Here is a 20,150-nt window from a genome sequence, read left to right as displayed (position 1 = left end):
CGCCGGGGGCGTGGGAGGTGGACCCGGCCGCGGGCGTGTTCCGGGCGGCCGGCGTGGGCAACACGGAGTTGTTCTCCGCGGATCGGTTCGACGACTTCGAGTTGACGTTCGAGTGGCGGCTGCCGCCGGGCGGGCCGGTGTCGGGGAACGGCGGCGGGGTGGTGGTGCGAGCGGAGGGGTGGAACGCCCTCGGGCTGGACCCCCGGGGCGTCGAGGTGGACCTGCTGTCCGAGGCGGATCGGGACGGGCGGCGGTACGGGACGGGCTGCCTGGCCCTCTACGACACGCCGGTCGACGTGCCCGCCGACCGCCGCACCCGCCGCCACGTCTACCGGACCGCGGACGTCCCCCGCCGCGGCCCGCACGCCTGGAACGCCGCGCGGATCGTCTGCGACGGCGACGCGCTCACGGTGGCGATTAATGGCGCGGTCGTGAACCGGGCCGCCGGCCTGCCCCGGCGGGCCGCCCCGATCGTATTGCGGAGCCAGCGGACCGCGATCGAGTACCGCGACGTCGCCGTCCGCCCGTTGCCCCGGTCGAACTGACGAGCCCGCCCCGCTCCCCCCGGCCGGGCGGCGGGCAGTGGGCGGGGCGGGGCGTCACTCCGCGACCACCTGCCAGCGGCCCCAGAGGGAGGGCTGCAGTTCCGCTTCGCTGGGGACGTCGCTGGTGATCGCGGTCGCTTTGTTCGACCAATACACCCGCTGCACCGTCTGGCGACCGTCGCCGCGGAGCAGGCCGAGGTCGCCGCGGTAGGTTTCGCCGGGCTTCGGGTTCCAGTCGAGCAGCGCCAGCGGCACGCGAACCTCAAAGTTCCCGGCGCCGTCGTCGGCCAGCGTGACGCGGTCGCTGATGTCCGTGACTTCATCCAGCGTGATCGTTCGCCAAGGACTGCTGAACCCCACCGGCTCCGCCGTGCTCGGCACGACGCCGCGGTACAGCACCGCCCGCGTCCGGCCATCGACGCGCGTCATGAGCAACCGCAGGTCGCCCTGCCGCACGGGTCGCTGGGCCGTCGGGTCGTCCTCGGGTCCGTTCCCGGCGCCGGCGGCGAGCATTAGATCCAGGGCGCCGCCGGTTTTGAACAGGGAGTTCGGCGATTCGCCGGCGTTCCGCAACAAGTCTTTCTGACCGGTGCGATAGGCGGCGAACAGGGCGCCGTCGGCAATGCACACCGCGGCGTCCGCTTCATAGGGGCGGGCGTTGCTGTTGAAGTTCGCTTTGACGCCGCGGCGGTCGATCACCGCCCAGCGGGTGTCGGCGGGCCAGTCGGACAGGTCGCCGTCGACCTGCGGGGCGGTCGAGCGCACCGGCACGGTCGCGACGTCTTGAATCGCACCGGCCTGTCGGCGGCGTTCGTTCTCCGCGAACCATTCCCGGGCGGCGTTCAGGTCCTCCGGCGAGACCTCCAACGTCGTTGGGGGGAGTCGTCGAATTGAATCGAGGCCGTCGATTCGCACCAGGCTCGTTCGCGCCCCGTCGACCAGATAGACGTTGCCGTCGGCGGTCTGGGTGATGCTGGGCCAGAAGTTCTCGTCGTGCAGGGAGACGTCCGTGACGTCCATCCCGCGTTCCGCCCGCGGCATGCCCCAGACCGGGCGGGTGCGGACGTCGTGAAACACCGTGCCGACGAGCAACCCGTCCGCGGTGAATAAATAGGCGTTCCCCATATTGCCGTTCACGGCGAACATCGGCTCGCCGGCCGGTTTGATCCAGCCCCCTAATAACCGGGTGTGACCGACGACCATCCCCGGCCGATCGGGCACCGCGGCTTCATGGCTGGCGTGCAGGCCCGGCCACAGGCTGGGGTAGCTCCACATCGGCACGCCGTCCTTCGCCCCGCCGAGGCCGTGGCTGGAGAACGGCGGCGGGGCGTTCGTGCAGATCGTCCAGCCGGTTGCTGTGCCGTTCTCCGACAGCGTCAGCGCCTGATCGCCGCCGCTGGAGGCGGGGCCGTTGGCTTCATCAATCAACGCGATCGGCGCGTCGTCCCAAGTGGGTACGCCGGTGGCGGGGTCGATGCGGGCGGCGAACCGCGCCGCCTGATCGTTGAACCGGGCGAAGACGGCGTCGAGATCGTTCGTGATCGTCACGCCGCCGCACTCGCCAAGGCCGATCGTCACTTCCTCCGGCTGCGGGACGCCGTCGCCGCTGCGGTCGGTCCATTGAAAGAACGCGGCGTTTTTGTGTCGCGGGCCGGTCGGATCGATCTCTTCCGGCCAGCGCTCGCGAAATGGCTCCGTCTTCAATAAGTCCCAATGCTGAGCGGAGCCGATGCCCGCGACCAAACGCGCACGCTCCGGTTCGTCCTTCCAAAGAAACGCCGCGGGCCAGCCGCCGGTGGGGCTGGTGGTATAACAACTGGTGAAGTAGCGGTTCGAGCCACGTTCTCCGGGAACCAGGCCGGTCGGATAGAGCGGCGTATCGGGCGAATACGGGCCGTAGTGACTGTCGAGCCACGCCGGCGGACGGTCGAAGACGCGCACTAACTCGTCGGTCCCGGTCTCCCAATCGAGGCGAAACTCCATGCCTTTATAGAAGAACCGAGTCTTGTCGAGCGGATCGAGCACGCCGCCGCCGCCGTATTCGGTCGGACCGTAGAACGCCCGAGCCAACGTCGCCTCGTTCGGTTGATCGAACCGGGGGTTCCAGACGCTGACGCGCTTGGGGCGGAACTCCCGTTCGGCGACCCAGACATGGCCCTGTCCGTCCACGGCGAGGCCGTGCGGGTTATTGATTTGCGTGGGGTCGTACGGGCCGACGCTCGGCGGACCGGGCGTGCCGATCGTCTTGAGGGCGGCGCCGTTCGCCTCGAAGACCTTCACTTGATGGGCGGAGCCGAGGTCGCTGACGTAAATGCGGCCCGCGGCGTCGGTCGTCAGCATGCGGGGGTTTTGCAGCCCCGCAATATTCAGCTCTTCAAAGCGCACGTCGGCCGGGGCGCCGGTCCAGTCGGAGCGCACGACGCGGTCGCCGCTGATCGCCAGCAGGCGGCCCTGAGGGTCGAAGCAAACGCCGCGGGGGGCGTCGAGCGGGATGCGACCGATCTGTTCGCCGGCGCCCCGTTCGCCAGCGCCCTGTTCGCCAACGCCGAGGTCGAAGACCCGCAGTTCGTTCTGCCGCGGGAAGGAGAGCACGGCGAGTCCGTCGCGGACGGCGAGATCGGCCAGCACGAAAATCTGCCGACCGCCGTCGAAGCCCTCCAGTTCCTTCACCGTCGCGGCGTCCGGGTTGTTCTCTTTAATGAGCCGGTCGTCTCCCAACTTCAATTTGACGAGGTTGCGATCGGCGAGCTTGCCGGCCCCGTCGCCGCGGAGCTTCGTATCGATTGATAATTGCCCCTCCCACACGCCGGCGATATAGCAGAGGTGATCCCCGATCGGGTGGGGACCGAGGTCCGTCGCCAGCGTCGGGGCGCCGGTCCAGGAGCCGCCGACGTGACCCTGCCCGCCGACCTTCACGCCGTCCTCCCGCACCCATTGCAGGCCATGGCCGCCCTCGGAGACGTACGCCCCGATGAAGATCAACGACTCCCCGTCCGCCGTTTTCGAGCCGGGCACATGGGTCACGGCGCCGGGCGGGGTGTGATTCGTCATCCAGTAGCCGGTGTCGTCCGCCGTCCGCCACGGCGGCTTGCCGGCGCTATAGACGCTCATTTCGTATTTCAACGCGATCGGATCGCGCGTCAGCCCGCGGACGGTATAGGTCCCCGGGGCGACCGGCCGCGTGGGGACGTGATAGAGGCCGTGCTGCGGCGATTCGAGATCGCGGGCGAGGTCGTCGCTGCCGTCCCACCAGACGGTGTGTTCGCCGGCTTCAAAGGGGGTTTCCGCGATCAGATTGCGGACCCGTTTGCCGTCCGCGTCCTCGATGACCAGCGTGACGACGCCGGGCTTCTCCAAGGTGAACCGCACGGGGATCGGGGGATGAAACTCCTCCTGCGGCGGGGGGAGAACCGAGGAGAGCGGGGCGTCGTTCAACGGGGTCAGCGCCGCCAGCTCTCCCAACCAGACTCGGCGCCCGCCGACTTTGTGGGAGGTCAGATGCGAGTGGTTGTGGGTCGAGAATGCGGTGATCCGCAGCCGGATTGCGCGGGTTTCGATCGGCTCGTCGAACGCCACCCAGTTCGGTCCCAGGCCCATGGGATAGAAGGCGTCCAGCCCCTCGACGCGGGCGACGGTCCTCCAGAGGGCGTCCGCGGCGCCGTCGATCGGTTCGTCGGGGCCGCCGGTGAACGCTTCCACCTCCGCCGCGTCGAAGCCGGCCCACAGCAGGGCCACGCCGTTCAATCGCACCGGGCGGGCCCACGCCGCGGTGAGGGTCGCGGGGTGGGCCGCATCGACGACGGGGCCGTCGGCGTTCGATTTGTCGATGTTCGACCACGTTCCCCACAGGTCGTCGTTCGTGCCGTTCAACACGAGGCCGGCGGCCTCCGGGCGGCCGTCCGCAACGGCGGTCGCCTGCGGGGCGAGGTTCGCGACGCGATCGGAGAGCGCCCACACGCCGCCCAGCCAGCCGGCGGGGTCGGCCTCGGCCGAGGAGGCGACGTGCGTGAACCGCAGCGCCCGCGTCGTCGTACCGGGCGGCAGCGCCCACCAGGCGTAGTCCTCCTTCGTCGCCTCGATCGTGCCGACGGAGATCTCCGATCCCGGGGAGAGGCGTTCCGCGGGGAGCCAGAGCGATTCGTCGGCGAGGTCGCCGGGGTAGTTTGCGTCCGGCTTCAACACGCTGAGGCGCCCCCCGCCGCGGGCCAGCACGGCGCCGACCGGGACGGATCGGGTGAAGCCGATCCGCAGATGCCGGGCGCCGGGCGTCGCGGCCTCGCCGAAGGGCACGCCGCGCCAGTGCGGGCGTCGGTCGCGCGTCCAGACGACGTCGCTCGGCTCCTTCACCTCCGCGGCGGCGGCCGGGGTCTCCTGCCCGTCGCACCACTGTGCGAAGGCGTCGGGATCTAAAACGTCCCGGTCGATCGGCGTGGCGAACGCATCGGGAACCGTCGGCTCCATGGCGGCCGCCATCGACGCTCCCCACGCAGCGACGCAGGCCGCGCACAGCCATGGGAGCAGAGACTTCGACATGAACGGCGGCGTCGCGGACGGAAACGAATCGATCTCCGTCGATCCTAGATCCGCTGCCCTATCGTCGCCATGAACGGGGTCGCCATGAACGGGCGAGCTCAGGCGGCCCGTCGCGCGGCGAGGGCGTTCGGGCCGGGGGGCGGCGCCACGACCGCCTGCGTGCCGGCGGCGGTCTCGACGACCGGTTCGGCCGTGGCCGCGGCGTTCGATCCGCCGACCGCTCTCAGCACCGCATCGGCAGCGGCGGCGGTGGCCCCGGTTCTGACGGTGCGGTCCGCGGCGGCTGCGATCGCCCCCCGCACCGCGGCGAGACTGGCCGGGGCGCTCAGCCAGTTGTCCACCAAACGGACGATTTCCGTCACCTCGCGGGCCTCCGCACCGGGAGGGAAGAACTCCGGATAGAGCTTTTCCCCGGCGAATAGATTCGGCAGCGTGATCGTATTGAGGTCGTCGTCGGCGACCAGTTTGCTGAGGAACTGATACTTCCACCGCGGCAGGCAATACACCACCGCCCCCGGCGTGCGACGGGCGAACAATTCGAGGCTCACCGACCCGCTGACGAACAGGCAACACTCGGCCAGTTCGATAATCTCGCTGGTACGTTCCACGCAGACTTCCACGTTCGGAATGCCCGCGAAGAGTTCCCGGCAGCGATCCGCATGGGCGGGTTGATAGGCGGCGACGCGGAACGTCACGTCCGGGTGCAGCCCGGAGAGCCGGCGAGCGGCGGCGGCCAGGATCGGCCCGTTCCTCTCTACTTCCCGATTCCGCGATCCCGGCAGCACGCCGACCGTGCGGCCCCCCCGCCGTTCTTCCAGGAAGGTCTGGTCCAGCTGCTTCGCGGCGGCTTCGTCGAAAAACGGGTGGCCGACGTAATCGCAGGGCGTGCCGTCCTCCGCGGACACGCCGCGATCGGCGTACCACTGCGGCTCGAAGGGCAGGCCGCACAGTAAATAGTCGACGTATTTCCGCACCTTCTTCACCCGCCACCCGGCCCAGGCCCACATCTGCGGGGGGAGATAATAAATCACCGGCACGCCCGCCTTCTTCGCCGCCTTGGCGAGGTGCCAGTGGAAGCCGGGGAAGTCGACCAGCACGACGGCGTCGGGCTTCTGATCGCGAAAGTATTCCGCGGCGCGGTTGCGGAGGGAGAAGAACGTTTTGATATGCGGCAGCACCGCGCCGATGCCCATCACCGCGAGATCCGTCAGCCGGAAGCTCTGCTCCTGCCCCGCAGCGGCCAGGTCCGGCCCGCCGTAGCCCACCGCTTTGAGCGACGGATCGCGACGGCGCAGTTCCGTCAGCAGATGGGCGGCGTGCTGATCTCCGCTGGGTTCGCCGGCGGACAGGAACAGGTGCATCGGGGCGGGAACCACGGGGGATGAGAGCGCATGTTGTCGGTCCGCGGCGCGCGACGCGTCAAGGGCGAGCCGGGGGAACGGCGAGCCGGGGGGCTTGTCCCCCCGGACCGGGCTTGGGGGAACGTCGCCTCCCGCTCGGTTCGCTGCGCTCACCGGTCCGGGGGGATGAACCCCCCGGCTCGCTGAGACACAACGAAAAACGGCCCGCGGGGGAGATCCCCGCGGGCCGCGACTCTTCAACGAATCAGAACGTCACTTGGCTCAGTAGAGCGTCGTGGGTTCTTCTTCCCGCACGCCGTCCGGGTTGGCGTCCGACTTCAGGTTCAACTTGAACTGCACCTTGGAGGCCTTTTCAGCCTTCACGGTGACGTTCCAGCTGGCGACGTCGCCGGGGGCGAGTTCGTCGAGCTTCCCGAAGGTCAAGTTCTGGCCGTCGGCGCTCACGTCGGTGTCGCCGGTGGCGGAGACGAACGTCAGGCCGTCCGGCAGCATGCCGGTCAGGTTGATGTTCAGGTCCGGGGCGCTGCCCTGGTTCTTGACGTAGATCTCATAGGTCGTGTTGTCGCCGACCGGAACCGGGTCGACCTTGTCGACGGTCTCGATCAGGATCGCGGAGATGCCTTCGTACTCGACGGCGAAGCTCTTATCGATCTCCGGCACGCAATAGCCGGCGGCGCGGGCGGTGATATCCACGGTGGTGGCGTTGGCCACGTCGAAGTTCGCCTTGAAGGTCCGGCTCTGACCAGGCTGCAGGCAGCCGATGTTCACGGCTTCGCCGTCGTAATCCCGAGTATTGACGAGCCAGTTGTTCACGCCGTCCGGCTCCGTCACGGCGACCACGGTGTTCAGCACCGGGGCGTCGGAGGTGTTCGTAACGGTGAAGGTCATCTCGGCGGGGCGGCCGATGTACTGCTTGCTCAAGCCGTCGACCCGCAGGTCCAGGGCCGGATCAAGAATGCCGACGGTCTGCACGTCGGTATCGGCGGTGATGCTGCCGGCCTTCGCTTCGGCGGACAGATCCAGTTCCTGACCGGCCGCGGCGTCGGTGAGCATCAGCGGCACGCGGAACTCCTTGGTTTCGCCGGCTTTCAGCGGCTCCATCTTCGCCTGCACCTTCGCCTTGCCGTCGTCGGTCTTCAGGCCGGCGGGCAGGTCGTGGGTCAGCGTAACCGGTTCGGTCACGCCGCTACCGTCGTTCGTCACCTTATAAACGATGAACACGTCGTCGCAGGAGTACACGCCGGGCACTTTGCACTCGGCGTCGATGTCGCGGTCGGCGTACAGGGTCCAGACCAGCTTCAGGTCCGGCTTGACCACCTCGTACATCGTGCATAGCGCCGGGTCGTAGTCGACCACGATGCAGCTGCGGGCCTGGCCGGTTTCGGAGGCGCGGGCCGTCACGGTGAGGGTGCGGGTGTCGCCGGCGGCGAGTTGCCCAGCGTTGAAGGTCATGCGGCCGCCGTCGATCTGGGCGGCTTCGTCGCTGGCGCTGCGCAGTTCGACGCCGGAGGTGGTTTCGGTGACGCGAATCCCGCGGATCGGCTCGGCGGAGACGTTCTTGAGAACCAGATCGTAGGTGAACTCTTCGCCGGCCCGGATCTGACTGGGGCCGCGGCGGGTGATCTCAATGGCTTCTTCGCCGGCGGGGCCGTCGAGGGTCAGACCGCTGTTCTCGATATCGGGGTCGGCGACCGCCGCGTCCTGCGTGAGCGTGAGCGCCCCGCAGGTCAGCAGTGCTGCGCCGGCCGCGACGGCGGCGGTGCGAAGTGAGGTGAGGTTCATCAGTGGAGAACTCCTGTGCGAATGGCGACGAATGTAGCGGCCGGGGCAATCCCGACGGATACAACCTATTGGCACGCCTTCTCCGCCGAATCGCGAAAAGCCCCCTTACCCGCTGCGGGAACGGCCCACCCCCCCCGGGGCTTTCCCCGCAAGACATTTCCCCACAGCACGACCTCCCGCTTAGCCGCGTGCCCGGCACGTTGACTGCCCGGCGTGTTCTTACCGAATTTTCACAGAAACCGTCGCCTCTCCAATCGGTCCGATTCGCTTGGACAGCGGCGATGTACGGCCAGTCTCGCCGACGCCCTATTTATGCCTTACTTATACGGACAGCTGCACCAACTCGCCCGCGGGGCGTCGGCCTTGGTCGATCGGCTGATGGGCGGTCGCGTCGCCGGGGGCGCCGGCGGGCAGACCGAAGAACGTCGCCCGGGCCGTCTTCAATAACCCCGAGACGCTGCCGAAGGTCGCGTCGACCGCCGCCGCTTCATAGCCGCTGTGCACCATGCAGTCGGTGCACTTCGGGTTCCCGCTGGCCCGCCCGTAGTTCGCCCACTCCACGGAGGCGATCAATTCTTGATACGTCTCGCAGTAGCCCTCGTCCATCAGATAGCAGGGCTTCTGCCAGCCGAACAGGTTATAGGTCGGCATGCCCCACGCATGACAATCGAGCGCCTGGTTCCCGCGGAGGAACTCCAGGAACAGCGGACTTTGATTGAACGTCCAGCGTTTTTTGACGTCCGCGAGGATCGTCTTGAACAGCCGCTCCGTCTCCCCGGCCAGCAGGAAGTGCTCCTGATCCGGCGCCTTTTCATACGGATAGCCCGGCGAGACCATCATGCCCTCGACGCCGATATCCGTCAGTTGCTCGAACATCTCCCGCACGCGGGCGGGGTCGGCGTTGTTAAAGACCGTGGTGTTCGTCGTGACCCGGAAGCCGCGGGCGATGGCGGCTTTAATGCCTTCGATCGCCACGTCGAACACGCCCTCGCGGCAGACGGCTTCGTCATGCTCCTCCCGCGGGCCGTCGATATGCACGCTGAAGCTGAGGCGCTTGCTCGGTTTGAACAGGTCGAGCTTCTTCTCCAGCAGAATCGCGTTCGTGCACAGGTACACATATTTGCCGCGATCGGTCAGGCCGGCGACGATCTCGCCGATCTGGGGGTGCAGCAGCGGCTCCCCGCCGGGCAGGGCGACCATCGGGGCGCCGCACTCCTCGGCGGCGCGCCAGCACTGCTCCGGGGTGAGCTGATCCTTGAGGATCGGCTTGGGGTGCTGGATCTTCCCGCAGCCCGCGCAGGCCAGATTGCAGCGGAACAGCGGTTCGAGCATCAGCACGAGGGGATACCGCTTGTTCCCCTTCAACTTCTGCCGCACGACGTGCGAGGCCACCGTGGCCATCTGGGAAAGCGGAACGCCCATTGAAAAAAGGGAGCCGGGGAGGGAACGATGGTGCGAAGCGAGGTGCGAACCTGTCATACCAGACGTCCCGACCGCCGGACACCGCGATCGGCTCGAACGAACCCCCGATCCGCAAGCCGTCGCATGCCCGACCGCACACTCGCCCCGCCCCCCGGCCACGCGAACCGCTCGGTGACGCTCTGCCTCGCCGCGACGCTGCTGGCCGGCCTATGGTCAATCGGCTGCGGCGTGCTGTACCCGCGACTGATCGAACCGACGCGCGTGGACGAGGTGTTCACCCCCGCGGAACTGGCCGCGGCGCCGTTTCCACGGGCGGCAGCAAGGCTGAGCGCCTGGTGGGACGACGAGATGAGAGCGAGAACGCCCTGGGTCGTCTTGATCACCCCCGGAGCGGTTGTCGCCGCGGCGGCCCTCGCCGCGCTGATCGCCTCCCAGTGGAAAGCGTTCGGACGAATGGTCCCGATCGTGGCCACGGTCGCCTTCTCCACCGCGGTGACGGTCGGCGGATTCGCTGTCGCCTTCCAGATCTTCGATGACGACGCCGTCGCCATGACGAGCGTCGACGCCGTGCTCACCCCCGCCGAATTAATGATCCCCGCGACCCGATCGGCGATGTACGAGTTCGGCCGACGGATGGCGGAAGCCTGCCGGGATGAATGGCTGCTTATCGCCGCCGGTCTGCCGTCGGCGCTTGCGGGGCTAGCCGGACTCTGGGCGGTCACACGGGGCGGTCGGCGCCGCGGGGGGGATGAGCCGACGGACCTGTTTGCCTCAGAGTAGTGAAGCGATTTGCCTCCACGCCTTGACGACGAGCGGCGGCCCGACGAACGCGAGAGCGACGAGCCACAGCGTCGTCCAGACCCACCCCCGCCACGCCGTCACCGCCGCGGCGGCAAAAGTCGCGGCGATCAGCCAGCACGACACCCCCATGCCAATGTACGGCCCCGACATCGCAATGTACTGCAACCCCGTCAAGAAGAACGTCAGGGCGGACGCGTCAAGACATCCGACCCCGGCCTTCCGCCCCTCGATTGACCGAGTCAGCGGTCCATTGATCTGCTGCTCCAACCGCGGCTCGGGCGGCGGCGGGGTTTCGGTCATTGCCGCTGAGGTTAGCAAATCGGCCTGCCGCGGTCGGGCCGAACCGGCAGGTCTCTTTGCGGCGCAGGACAACGTTTGAAGAAGCGGCAGCCCGAGGCGCGAGCCGAGGCCGTGTGAGGCTGCGAACGCTGGTTCTCCTCGGCTCGCGCCTCGGGCTGCCGTCCTCCCATCCGGCGACGGGGGGTTCGGCGCCTCGCTCATGGTTGCACAGCGTATCGCGTCCCGGACGCTTCAAGCGTCCGGGACGCTGTCGGTCGCCGGTTCGTCCGAGCGTTCGGCCCGGCGCCGTTCCTGCCGCTCGCGAAAGCGGTTCATCCGGTGGGGCCGCATCGACATCGGCCCCGTCAGCAGACGAAAGCCGTTTCGCCAATGCCAGAAGGCGCTTTGATGATTGCCGGTGAGAAACGTACTGGTGAGTTCGCCGTACCCCAGCGACTGCAACGCCCGGCAGGCGTCGGTCAGCAGACAGGTGCCGAGGCCGTGGCGGGCTTCCCATCCGTTGACGAAGACCCACGTCAGATGCGGACGGCCCCAGTTTGTTTCGAGCCAATCGTCCGGCGGATCCTTTGCCGGACGCCACTCGAACAGCGGGTCGTCGTCCGACGACGGCCGGTACAGGGTGACGAGCACGGTCCCGAGCACGACCGGCCCCTCCCCGTCCTCTTTGCGGCGGAACTTCGGCTCCCCCTCAATGATCAGGCACGCCGGTTCGATCAACGGACCCCATTGCCCCGCCCGGACGTTCTCCATGCACTCTCCGGCGACTTCCTGCGATCGCTCCGCCGTCATCTGAGCGAACGGGGCGGTGCGGCCGAAAGCGCCGTGCAGCACGCCCGGCAGCACGTCCCAGTCGGCGTCGGTCAGAGGGCGGGTTGAGACGGGGCTGCCATCGTCCAACGCCGCGTCTCGCAGATCGGGCGGCACGGCGTCCAGCGGGTCGCCGTCGCCGAACGTTTTCACGCAGGAACGGGACTTCGGCCGGGGGGACGCGACGACCTCCCCGCCGAAGTATTCCCATTTCCAACCGGGGTGTTGCGGGAGCCGGTGATAGACCTCGATCGGAGCCGCGAAGCGAATCATCGGCCAGTGCTCGGGTTCCATCGCTCGCCGCCCGTTCGCCTTCTTGGTTCTTGTCTCTTGAAGTTTGGAGCTTGCCGAAGGCTCTCACACCTCCATCAGCATCCGGCCCGGGTCTTCGATGCTCTCTTTGATCCGCATCAGGAACGTCACGGCTTCGCGGCCGTCGACGACGCGGTGGTCGTAGGTCAGGGCGACGTACATCATCGGGCGGATCACGATCTCGCCGTCCACGACGACCGGGCGGTCGACGATATTATGCATCCCTAAAATCCCCGATTGCGGGGGATTGACGATCGGGGTGCTCAGCAGCGAGCCGTAGATGCCGCCGTTGGTGATCGTGAAGGTGCCGCCGCGGAGTTCCTCCAGGCCGATCTTGCCCGCTTTGGCGCGACGGCCGAAGTCGGCGACGGTCTGCTCGATCTCCGAGAAGGCAAGCGTTTCGGCGTTGCGGATCACGGGGACCGTCAGCCCCTTGCCGCCGCCGACGGCGACGCTGATGTCGCAGTAGTCGTAGTACACCAGCTCGTCGCCGTCGATCTGGGCGCCGACCTGCGGGACGGTGTGCAGGGCGTCCACGACCGCCTTGACGAAGAAGCTGCTGAAGCCGAGCTTAATGTCGTACTTCTTCAGGAAGGCCTCGCCGTACTTCGCCCGGGCCTCCTTCACGGCGGACATATCGATTTCGTTGAAGGTCGTCAGCAACGCCGCGTTCTGCTGAGCGCTGACGAGGCTGGCGGCGATCTTCTTGCGGATCGGCGTCATCCGCTGCCGCTTGACCGCCCGGCCCGGCTCGCCGCCTTCCGGGCCGACCGTCATCGGCGCCGCGGCGGGGGCGTCCGCCTTGACCAGTTCCGCCTTCGCTCCGCCGGCGACGGCTTTCTGCACGTCCTCTTTCAACACCCGCCCGCCGGGGCCGGTGCCGATCACCTGGGAGGCCGACAACCCGCTCTTCTCCAGCGCCACCTGGGCGGCGGGCATCACATGCGCATCGCCGCGGGAACCGGCGCTGGGGGAGGAGGGCGCCGGCTCTTCGCGGCGGGGGTCGGCGGTGGTGCCGGTCCGCTGGGGGGAGGCGGATTCGTTGGGCGTTTTCTGCTCCGTGGAGGCCACGCCGGCCGATTCGCTTCCCCCATCACCGGAGGAGGAGCCGCCCTCGCCTTCCTCGATCTGGGCCAGCACGTCGCCGACTTCGACCGTTTCGCCCTCGGGGATGAGAATCTTCGCCAATCGGCCGCTCGCGGGGGCGGTGACCTCACTGGTCGCCTTGTCCGTTTCGAGTTCCACGATCACCTGATCGCGTTCGACCGCGTCGCCTTCCGCGGCGTTCCACGCGGCGACCTGCATTTCAGTGACGCTCTCCCCGGCGCTGGGGACGGTAACCTCGACAACGGCAGCGGGCATCGGGCGGCGGTCCGCGGGACGACGCCCTCGAAGACCGCCTGCCCGTTGATCGACGCCGTCACCGGCCGATCGAGATCCAGCAGTGCGTCGGAGAGATACAGGCGAACCTCCTTCACCGTCTCGGCGGGAACCGTCAGGGCGATTCGCTGCCCCTCCACCGCCGCGTCGATCCGCATGCCCTTCACGGCCTGATCGAGAGGGATCTCCAGCCAATAGAACCGCGGGTGGGTCACGTCGTCCTGCAACCAGACGATTTTCCTCGGCCAGGGATCGCGGGTGAACTGCGCCATCCACGGCAGCGCCGCCCGGTCGCGGCCGTTCATCCAGTGGCCGGTGTTCGGATAGATGACGACCTTGTGCTCGTAGCCGTCGGGGTCGTCTTTATGCAGCGCGGCGAGCTTCTTCTCCCACCGGGCGGCGATTTTGTTGCGGTCGTACGCCGCGTCGTCGCCGCCCATCCAGATGGAAAACGGCAGATTGCGGAGCCCGTCCGGCTGCGTCTCGTTCGGATGCCCGGCCATCATCGACGCCGCCGCGAACCGATCCGCCATCCGTGGGGCCAATTGAAACGTCCCGTCCCCGCCGGCGGAGTAGCCCATCAAATACACCCGGTTCGGATCGACCGTGCCGTCGATGATGTAGGAGAGAATCAACCGATCGAACAGCGGGTCGATGTGCGGCCGATGCCACAGATCCCAAGTGTTCCCGGGGGCACGGGGAGCGACGACGACGCCCTCCTCCGGTTCATACAGGCGAATCTGGTTGCGCCACTGCCCGTCGTTCATCGCCGCCGGCCCGCCCCCGCCGCCGTGCATGGAGATATAGAGGGCGTGCCCCTGCTGCGGCCGTTTCCCGAACCGACGTTCTAGGAACCGCAGCGTCTGGCCGTCGGCTTCGATCGCCTTCGCCTCCCGCTCCGCGAGCAGCGCCTCGCCACACTCCGCGACGAGATCCTCCCACGCCGCGGCCCCCACCTCCGCGGCGGCCTCCTCCGACAACGCCCCCGGCGGCGCCTGCGGAGCAAGGGCGACGGCAAACAGCAGGGCGGGAAGCATGAGTGATGTCGGCGGGCGGGGCGGGGGGTGACCCAATCCTGACCGATTCACGCTCCGATCGCGATCCGCACCGTGTGCCATGCTCTCACGCCGCAGAGAAGCGACAGCGAAACGGAGGCGGGTGAGCATGCGAGCGACGCGGACCGATGTGAGACGGTCGAGAACCGCACTCCATGCTCACCCCGCGGCGAGAGTACGGTGCCCTGACCCGAAAGTTATGCCGCCCGTCCAAGGGCAACGTCATGCGAAGTCGAATTCGCCGCTGAGATTCTCGCTGCCAGGAAAACCGAAACATGTTTCGTAGTGAATTGGAAACACGTCCCGTACGTCGATGCTGAGGAAACCAGCCATTTGAGATGCTTCCTCATCCGCCAAGCCCTGAAGGTTCGCATTAAACATGAAAGAACGCTCATCAACGAACAAGTTCAGGGCGTAGATTGAACCTGTCCCGACAACGTATCCTTCAAACTGATGGCCGCCGGACAGCTTACAGTTCGCGAGAATAAAAAGGGTGCCCAGGTCTTCCGGTAACGGCTCATACTCGCCTACGGGAAGAAAATGTTCCATATCGTCGCCCCAGCACCACACTGGATGTGCCCGAAAACAATCTGAATTCAACTGGCCAACCTTCATTATTCCATCTTTCCATGCAGTCGAAGCATCGAGTCGGCGAGGATGTGGGCAGCGGCAACGTTTATCCGGTCTTCATCAACACTCCGTCACGTTCACCGCCAAGCCGCCGCGGCTGGTTTCTTTGTACTTGCTGCTCATGTCGGCGCCGGTGCGGCGCATCACGCGGATCACGCGGTCGAGGCTCACGCGGTGGGTGCCGTCGCCGCACAAGGCCAAACGGGCGGCGTTGACGGCTTTCACGGCGCCCATCGCGTTGCGTTCGATACAGGGAACCTGCACCAGCCCGCCGACGGGGTCGCAGGTCAGGCCCAGGTTGTGCTCCATGCCGATCTCCGCGGCCTGTTCCGCCTGTCGGGGCGTGCCGCCCAGCGCCTCGGCCAACGCCCCCGCGGCCATGCTGCAGGCGACGCCGACCTCGCCCTGACAGCCCACCTCCGCCCCGCTGATGCTGGCGTGCTTCTTATACAAGCTGCCGATCGCCGCGGCCGTCAGCAGGAACCGGCGGACGCCCTCCGCGCTGGAGGCGGGGGCGAAGCAGCGATAATAATTGATGACCGCCGGGATAATCCCCGCGGCGCCGTTGGTGGGGGCGGTAACGACCCGGCCGCCGGCGGCGTTCTGCTCGTTCACGGCGAGCGCCCACAGGTTCAACCAATCCAGCGCCGCTAAGGGGTCCGGCGGCCCCGGCGCCTTCGCAGCGTTCAGCTTTTCATAGAGCGCCGCCGCCCGGCGGGGCACCTTCAGCTTGCCGGGCAGGATGCCGGGCGTTTTGAGGCCCGCGGCGATGCACGCCTCCATCGCGGCCCAGAGTTTATCGAGGCCGGCGTTTACCTCTTCGCGGGTTCGCACCGCTTCCTCGTTCGCCCGGACGACGTCGGAGATCGCCAGACCCTGCGATTCGCAGCTCTCCAGTAGCTCCGCGGCGGAGTCGAAGGGGAAGGGCACGTCGGCGGGGGTCGCGGCGGGGCCGTTCGACTCATCCGCGCCGCCCTCGGCCTCGTCGGCGGTCACCACGAAGCCGCCGCCGATCGAATAATAATCGCGGCTCAATAACTCCTCACCGTCCTCCCCGAACGCGGCGATCCGCATGCCGTTGGGGTGGGCGGGCAGCGATTCGCGGCGATGCCATCGCAAATCGTTGTCCAGATCGAACGCCACCGGCTCGCCGCCGGGGACGTACAACACGCCGGCGGCTGCGACGATCGACAGCAGGTCGCGGAGCCGGTCGCAATCGACGGTCTCCGGGTTCGCTCCCTCCAACCCGGCCAGCGCCGCCTGCGGGGTGCCGTGGCCACGGCCGGTGAGAGCCAGCGAGCCGTACAGATCGACCGTCAGCAGGGTCGTCGCGCTCCGCAGATCGCGCTGGGCGAGGGAGGCGAGGAACCGCTCGCCGGCCCGCATCGGCCCGACGGCGTGCGAACTGCTGGGACCGACGCCGATCTTGAATAGATCGAACGTGCTGACGAACGCGGCGGGAGCGGACGGGGTCGGGGCGGCCATCCGTCGAGGGTACCGGTCCGGAACGCCGGTCGGCGCTCCCCGGAAAGACCCAGGAGCGATCTGCCCCGAATTTGGCTCGCCGGGCGAGATTCGCCTCACACATCGCGGCGGGATTTCGTACCAAGGGGTCGATGAGTTCGCTTCTGCACCTGCCGCTGGCCCTGCTCGCCGCGCTGCCGCTCCTGCTGGGACCGGCGGCTTGGGCGGCGGACTGCGGCTGCGCTGCGTTGTGCGGAACGGGCGCCGAAACCGCCGCCGTGTGCGAATGCGGCCCTGCAGACTGCGCCGCTTGCTGCGACGCGTCCGGTCATGAAGACGACGAGCCGTCCACCGCTGGCTGTGCCTGCGGGTGCGAACCCGCGGCGCCGGTCGCCCCGACGGTCCCGACCGTGGACCCCGTCCCGGTCCCCTCCGCGCTCGCGCTGCCGCCGGCTTGGCGGGGCGTGACGAACGAATCGGTCTCCCTCGAACGGACTTCGGGAGACGCGCCCCCCGCGACGAATGCGCGCAGGCGGTCGCAGTTGTGCGTGTGGCGGAACTAACGCGGCCCCGACGGCCTGCGAGTTCTACGTCTCACCCACCCCGCCGCGGCGTTCTTTCCGGTCCTTGAGGGACGGATGCGTCGACGGCTCCCCACTGCTTTTTAAAGGATTTCTGATGAGTCAGCTTCTAAGCGTCACCGCTCTCGCCGCCGCGACCGGCCTGTTCGCCTTCGCCCCGGCTGCGGTTCCCACCGCCGCCCCCGCGGACTGCGTCTGCTGCGTCGATTGCGTGTGCGAAGACTGCGTCTGCGACAGCGAGGGCTGCGCCGCCTGCTGCGACGAGGGCGCCGAGTGTTGCGAGAACGCCGTCTGCTGCGACGCCGCCGCCGCCTGCGACTGCTGCGTCGACTGCGGCTGTGAAGAGTGCGTCTGCGACAGCGAAGGCTGTGCCGAGTGCTGCGAGGAAGGCGCCGCGTGTTGCGAAGGCGGCGCCTGCTGCGATCTGAACTGACGCGGCTCGTGCCGCCGACGTTCGGTTCGCCGATGCGTCCTCTGTCGAAGTGTTATCGCCGCCCCGTCGACCCATCCCCGGGTCGGCGGGGCGGTTTTGCGTTCACGCCGACGCCCACCGGCGTCGCCGCCGACGCCACCACAGTCCCAGGGCGACCAGCCCGCACAACGCCAACGGCGGCCCGAACGCCCACCAGGCCGCGTATCGGTTATTGAATTTAAAGATGAGCCACGATTCGAGGTCCGTCAGTCCCGCGATGCGTTGCTTGCCGGTCGCCGCGTCATGCACCTGCGCCCCGTACGGCGGTTCGACCCACAGATCCGCGGCGGTGATCGCGGGGTCGAGGGGTTCGAGCGTTTCAATTCGCCACTCATGCCGATGGGCAACGAACTGGGCGGGCGACGCGGCGGAGCCTTCAAGATTCGACAGCCCCGAAGAAGTCGTCTCCCCGGGAGGGACCGCAGCGTCGGCGTATAAGATCCTCCCGCCGGCGAAGGGCATGCGGACGCCGTTCGCAAGCGGGCGGAAGTCCTCCGCCCAGTACGTCGAGGACAGAGGATCGGTCGGCGCGTGGTCGGCACCGATCAGCCGGGAGGTTGCGTGCTCCACGCGAAACAAATCATGGTGAACGTCGTCGGTGAACCACGCTCGCATGCGGTGGGCAATCATCGGCAGGACGGCGTCCGGGCGGACGGCAAGGTAGGACGGCTCATACGTGATGCCGGACGGCTCCTCATAAAGAATCGTCACCCGCACCGCCGGGCGCCCGTCCTTCACCTCGCGTCCGTCCACGACCCAGCGCGCCGGGGGGAAGGCGGCGAGTCCGTCGAAGCCGGTCGGCGCCTCCTCCTGCTCCCTGTCGACGTCCCACCGCCCGACACCGAGGTGCGGAATGAGGTGTGGGCGAAAAACGACCCGATCCGCATCCGTTAAGGCAATCTGATCCGAGAACTGGCCGGGACCGGGCGTCGTCCAACTTGACCGGGTGATCCGCGCCGGCCCCTTACCGGGCGGGCGCTGGGCGACCAGAAATTCATTATCAGCGACGGCCGCCCCGGTCAGTGGACTGTCGGCGGACGTGCCGGCGGGCCACCAGTCTGCGACCCCGGCCGGCGAGGCGGCGTATAGGAATCGTACCTGGGTCGCATCCCCCTCCACAAACAATTCCCCCCACTCCCCGCCGAGCACGCCCCTCGGCACGTTCGGGGCGGAGAACGCTTGGGATCGCTCCTGCCAAACTAAATGCACGTCCCGCACCGCCGCCCGCACCTTTCTCAGCCCGTCGGCAAGTTCCGCGGCGGTCGGCAGCGGGGCCGGCGGCGGTTGGGACGGGGCCGGCGGGGCGAACGTCAGCAAGACCGCGGCGAGCAATGACGGGTTCAACAGTGCCTCCCAGCGAACGGGTTCGTCGCCCGCCATGCTAGCGTCGCCGCCGTTCGATGGGATTCAGTCCGCGTCCAGCCCCGCGTACAGCAGGCTGCCGAGGCGGACGTGCGTGGCGCCCTCGGCGATCGCCGGTTCGAAGTCGCCGCTCATGCCCATCGAGAGAACCGGCAGCCGTTCGCTGCCGCCGAGTTCGTCCCGCAACTCCCGCAGCCCCGCGAACACCGGCCGGGCGACGGCATCGACTTCATCGGACTCCGCGGCGGGCGCCATCGTCATCAGCCCCCGCACGCGGACATGGGGGAACCGATCGAACCCGGCGGCGAACAGCGCCCGTAGTTCGTTCGGCGTGAAGCCGCTTTTGGAGTCCTCCCCGGAGACGTTCGCCTGCAACAACACCTGCGGCGTCAGCCCTTCCTCCCCGGCGATGCGGTCGATCGCGGCCAGCAGCTTCTCGCTGTCCACGGAGTGCGTGAGGAACGCCGCGGGCAGCAGCTTGCGCACCTTGTTCCGCTGCACCTGCCCGATCTGATGCCAGCGCACGGGCGGGTCCGCGGGGAGCAGGTCCGCCCGCTCGGTCAGTTGTTGGGGGCGGTTCTCGCCGAGGTCGCGGACGCCGAGATCGAGCAGTCCGCGGACCCATTCGTCGCGGGCGTACTTCGTCACCGCGACCAGCGTCACGTCACCCGGATCGCGGCCGGCGGCGGTCGCCGCGGCGGCGATCCGCCGGCGGGCGGCGGAGAGATTGTCTTCGAGGAGGGGCAAGGGGAGAGGCGTAAGGCGTGAGGAGCGATCCTTGCCTATCCTAACGCACCCCGGTCCCCCGCCTTACGCCTCCCCCCTTACGCCTTTCCCCTCATCTATGGCCTCTGTACTACTGATCGAGGACGACCGCGAGATCGCCGCCACCCTCGGCGGGGCGCTGCGGGCCGCCGGCTACGACCTCCGTCACGCCCCCAACGGCATCAAGGGGCAGGAGCTGTACCTCGAAGAGCGCCCGGACCTGATCGTCACGGACATGATGATGCCCGGCCGCGGCGGGTTCCCGGTGCTGGAGTTCCTCGCTACCCAGGAGGATCCGCCGCCGGCGATCATGGTGACCGCCAACGAAGGCGGCCGGCACAAGGCGTACGCGGAGATGCTCGGCGTGGTCGATTATCTCCGCAAACCGTTCGCGATGGACGTGTTGCTGGAAGCCGCGGAGAAGGCCCTCGACGCCTACCCCCCCGGCACGCCGGGTCCGCGCGCCCGTGCCGCGGCTGACGGAACGAACGAACAAACGGCGGGCGAGGAGGAGTGAACGCGTCGCATCCCGCGTCTCCCCTCGCCCCTTTCTTGGGGGATGGGGGATGGGGGAGAGG

At 68.1% G+C, this 20,150-nt stretch carries 17 protein-coding genes; 5 read left to right on the top strand and 12 right to left on the bottom strand.

The genetic code is table 11. The annotated features are described in order from the left end of the window. Positions 1–545, top strand: a 545-nt coding sequence (locus LzC2_RS13740) for a 3-keto-alpha-glucoside-1,2-lyase-like domain-containing protein (RefSeq protein WP_171187919.1), incomplete at its 5' end; no start/stop codon positions are given. Between the two features lie 54 nt (positions 546–599). Here the strand turns inward: LzC2_RS13740 and LzC2_RS13735 are convergent. The 4 genes from LzC2_RS13735 to hpnH all read right to left on the bottom strand — a co-directional run bounded on the left by LzC2_RS13735 (position 600) and on the right by hpnH (position 9,643). Continuing rightward, complete coding sequence (locus LzC2_RS13735; protein WP_171187917.1) at positions 600–5,078, bottom strand: hypothetical protein; 4,479 nt, start codon at positions 5,076–5,078, stop codon at positions 600–602. A gap of 98 nt (positions 5,079–5,176) precedes the next feature. Next, complete coding sequence (locus LzC2_RS13730; protein ID WP_171187915.1) at positions 5,177–6,454, bottom strand: lipid-A-disaccharide synthase; 1,278 nt, start codon at positions 6,452–6,454, stop codon at positions 5,177–5,179. Positions 6,455–6,700: 246 nt separating this feature from the next. Beyond that, positions 6,701–8,221 carry a COG1361 family protein gene (locus tag LzC2_RS13725; protein WP_171187913.1) on the bottom strand — a complete coding sequence of 507 codons (1,521 nt, stop codon included), beginning with the start codon at positions 8,219–8,221 and terminating at the stop codon, positions 6,701–6,703. 321 nt (positions 8,222–8,542) lie between these two features. Beyond that, positions 8,543–9,643 carry an adenosyl-hopene transferase HpnH gene (hpnH, locus tag LzC2_RS13720; protein ID WP_171187911.1) on the bottom strand — a complete coding sequence of 367 codons (1,101 nt, stop codon included), beginning with the start codon at positions 9,641–9,643 and terminating at the stop codon, positions 8,543–8,545. A 123-nt stretch (positions 9,644–9,766) separates the two neighbouring features. Between hpnH and LzC2_RS13715 the strand changes: the two genes are divergently transcribed. Continuing rightward, positions 9,767–10,423 (top strand): hypothetical protein, encoded by a 657-nt coding sequence (locus LzC2_RS13715; RefSeq protein ID WP_171187909.1) that lies wholly within the window; start codon positions 9,767–9,769, stop codon positions 10,421–10,423. Here LzC2_RS13715 and LzC2_RS13710 read toward each other — a convergent pair. From LzC2_RS13710 to LzC2_RS13685, 6 genes are all read right to left on the bottom strand, one after another. Continuing rightward, positions 10,415–10,567, bottom strand: a complete 153-nt coding sequence (locus tag LzC2_RS13710; RefSeq protein ID WP_171187908.1) for a hypothetical protein — start codon at positions 10,565–10,567, stop codon at positions 10,415–10,417. The genes LzC2_RS13715 and LzC2_RS13710 overlap by 9 nt on opposite strands. A 408-nt stretch (positions 10,568–10,975) precedes the next feature. Next, positions 10,976–11,824 carry a hypothetical protein gene (locus tag LzC2_RS13705; RefSeq protein ID WP_171187905.1) on the bottom strand — a complete coding sequence of 283 codons (849 nt, stop codon included), beginning with the start codon at positions 11,822–11,824 and terminating at the stop codon, positions 10,976–10,978. Positions 11,825–11,908: 84 nt separating this feature from the next. Beyond that, the gene (gene odhB, locus LzC2_RS13700; RefSeq protein ID WP_171187903.1) at positions 11,909–13,225 is read right to left on the bottom strand and encodes a 2-oxoglutarate dehydrogenase complex dihydrolipoyllysine-residue succinyltransferase; all 1,317 of its coding nucleotides are present in this window, start codon (positions 13,223–13,225) and stop codon (positions 11,909–11,911) included. Continuing rightward, positions 13,111–14,280, bottom strand: coding sequence for a dienelactone hydrolase family protein (locus LzC2_RS13695; RefSeq protein WP_206678721.1), 1,170 nt, complete (start codon positions 14,278–14,280; stop codon positions 13,111–13,113). The genes odhB and LzC2_RS13695 overlap by 115 nt, the downstream gene beginning before the upstream one ends. Before the next feature lie 240 nt (positions 14,281–14,520). Further along, positions 14,521–14,913 (bottom strand): hypothetical protein, encoded by a 393-nt coding sequence (locus tag LzC2_RS13690; RefSeq protein ID WP_171187901.1) that lies wholly within the window; start codon positions 14,911–14,913, stop codon positions 14,521–14,523. Positions 14,914–14,988: 75 nt separating this feature from the next. Then, positions 14,989–16,413 (bottom strand): L-serine ammonia-lyase, encoded by a 1,425-nt coding sequence (locus tag LzC2_RS13685; protein WP_171187899.1) that lies wholly within the window; start codon positions 16,411–16,413, stop codon positions 14,989–14,991. A gap of 131 nt (positions 16,414–16,544) precedes the next feature. Here LzC2_RS13685 and LzC2_RS13680 point away from each other — a divergent pair, with 131 nt between their 5' ends. Continuing rightward, the gene (locus tag LzC2_RS13680) at positions 16,545–16,955 is read left to right on the top strand and encodes a hypothetical protein (RefSeq protein WP_171187897.1); all 411 of its coding nucleotides are present in this window, start codon (positions 16,545–16,547) and stop codon (positions 16,953–16,955) included. A 115-nt stretch (positions 16,956–17,070) separates the two neighbouring features. After that, on the top strand, positions 17,071–17,406 hold the full coding sequence (locus LzC2_RS13675; protein ID WP_171187895.1) for a hypothetical protein: 336 nt from the start codon (positions 17,071–17,073) through the stop codon (positions 17,404–17,406). Between the two features lie 102 nt (positions 17,407–17,508). Here LzC2_RS13675 and LzC2_RS13670 read toward each other — a convergent pair whose 3' ends face one another. Both LzC2_RS13670 and LzC2_RS13665 read right to left on the bottom strand, forming a co-directional pair. Then, positions 17,509–18,825 (bottom strand): hypothetical protein, encoded by a 1,317-nt coding sequence (locus LzC2_RS13670; RefSeq protein WP_171187893.1) that lies wholly within the window; start codon positions 18,823–18,825, stop codon positions 17,509–17,511. 27 nt (positions 18,826–18,852) lie between these two features. Beyond that, on the bottom strand, positions 18,853–19,554 hold the full coding sequence (locus LzC2_RS13665; protein WP_171187891.1) for a YggS family pyridoxal phosphate-dependent enzyme: 702 nt from the start codon (positions 19,552–19,554) through the stop codon (positions 18,853–18,855). 97 nt (positions 19,555–19,651) lie between these two features. On the opposite strand from LzC2_RS13665, the gene LzC2_RS13660 reads away from it, so the two are divergent. Next, the gene (locus tag LzC2_RS13660) at positions 19,652–20,089 is read left to right on the top strand and encodes a response regulator transcription factor (protein ID WP_171187888.1); all 438 of its coding nucleotides are present in this window, start codon (positions 19,652–19,654) and stop codon (positions 20,087–20,089) included. Positions 20,090–20,150: the final 61 nt, after the last annotated feature.

This window comes from Alienimonas chondri, from assembly GCF_013036045.1.
Classification (GTDB): domain Bacteria; phylum Planctomycetota; class Planctomycetia; order Planctomycetales; family Planctomycetaceae; genus Alienimonas; species Alienimonas chondri.
This window is presented reverse-complemented; position numbering and strand designations above follow the sequence as displayed.

Excerpts from the sequence above, each read along its gene's own strand:
- LzC2_RS13735 (WP_171187917.1), bottom strand. The coding sequence starts at position 5,078 with ATGTCGAAGTCTCTGCTCCCATGGCTGTGCGCGGCCTGCGTCGCTGCG.
- LzC2_RS13725 (WP_171187913.1), bottom strand. The coding sequence starts at position 8,221 with ATGAACCTCACCTCACTTCGCACCGCCGCCGTCGCGGCCGGCGCAGCA.
- hpnH (WP_171187911.1), bottom strand. The coding sequence starts at position 9,643 with ATGGGCGTTCCGCTTTCCCAGATGGCCACGGTGGCCTCGCACGTCGTG.
- LzC2_RS13715 (WP_171187909.1), top strand. The coding sequence starts at position 9,767 with ATGCCCGACCGCACACTCGCCCCGCCCCCCGGCCACGCGAACCGCTCG.
- LzC2_RS13705 (WP_171187905.1), bottom strand. The coding sequence starts at position 11,824 with ATGATTCGCTTCGCGGCTCCGATCGAGGTCTATCACCGGCTCCCGCAA.
- odhB (WP_171187903.1), bottom strand. The coding sequence starts at position 13,225 with ATGCCCGCTGCCGTTGTCGAGGTTACCGTCCCCAGCGCCGGGGAGAGC.
- LzC2_RS13695 (WP_206678721.1), bottom strand. The coding sequence starts at position 14,280 with ATGCTTCCCGCCCTGCTGTTTGCCGTCGCCCTTGCTCCGCAGGCGCCG.
- LzC2_RS13690 (WP_171187901.1), bottom strand. The coding sequence starts at position 14,913 with ATGAAGGTTGGCCAGTTGAATTCAGATTGTTTTCGGGCACATCCAGTG.
- LzC2_RS13685 (WP_171187899.1), bottom strand. The coding sequence starts at position 16,413 with ATGGCCGCCCCGACCCCGTCCGCTCCCGCCGCGTTCGTCAGCACGTTC.
- LzC2_RS13680 (WP_171187897.1), top strand. The coding sequence starts at position 16,545 with ATGAGTTCGCTTCTGCACCTGCCGCTGGCCCTGCTCGCCGCGCTGCCG.
- LzC2_RS13675 (WP_171187895.1), top strand. The coding sequence starts at position 17,071 with ATGAGTCAGCTTCTAAGCGTCACCGCTCTCGCCGCCGCGACCGGCCTG.
- LzC2_RS13670 (WP_171187893.1), bottom strand. The coding sequence starts at position 18,825 with ATGGCGGGCGACGAACCCGTTCGCTGGGAGGCACTGTTGAACCCGTCA.
- LzC2_RS13660 (WP_171187888.1), top strand. The coding sequence starts at position 19,652 with ATGGCCTCTGTACTACTGATCGAGGACGACCGCGAGATCGCCGCCACC.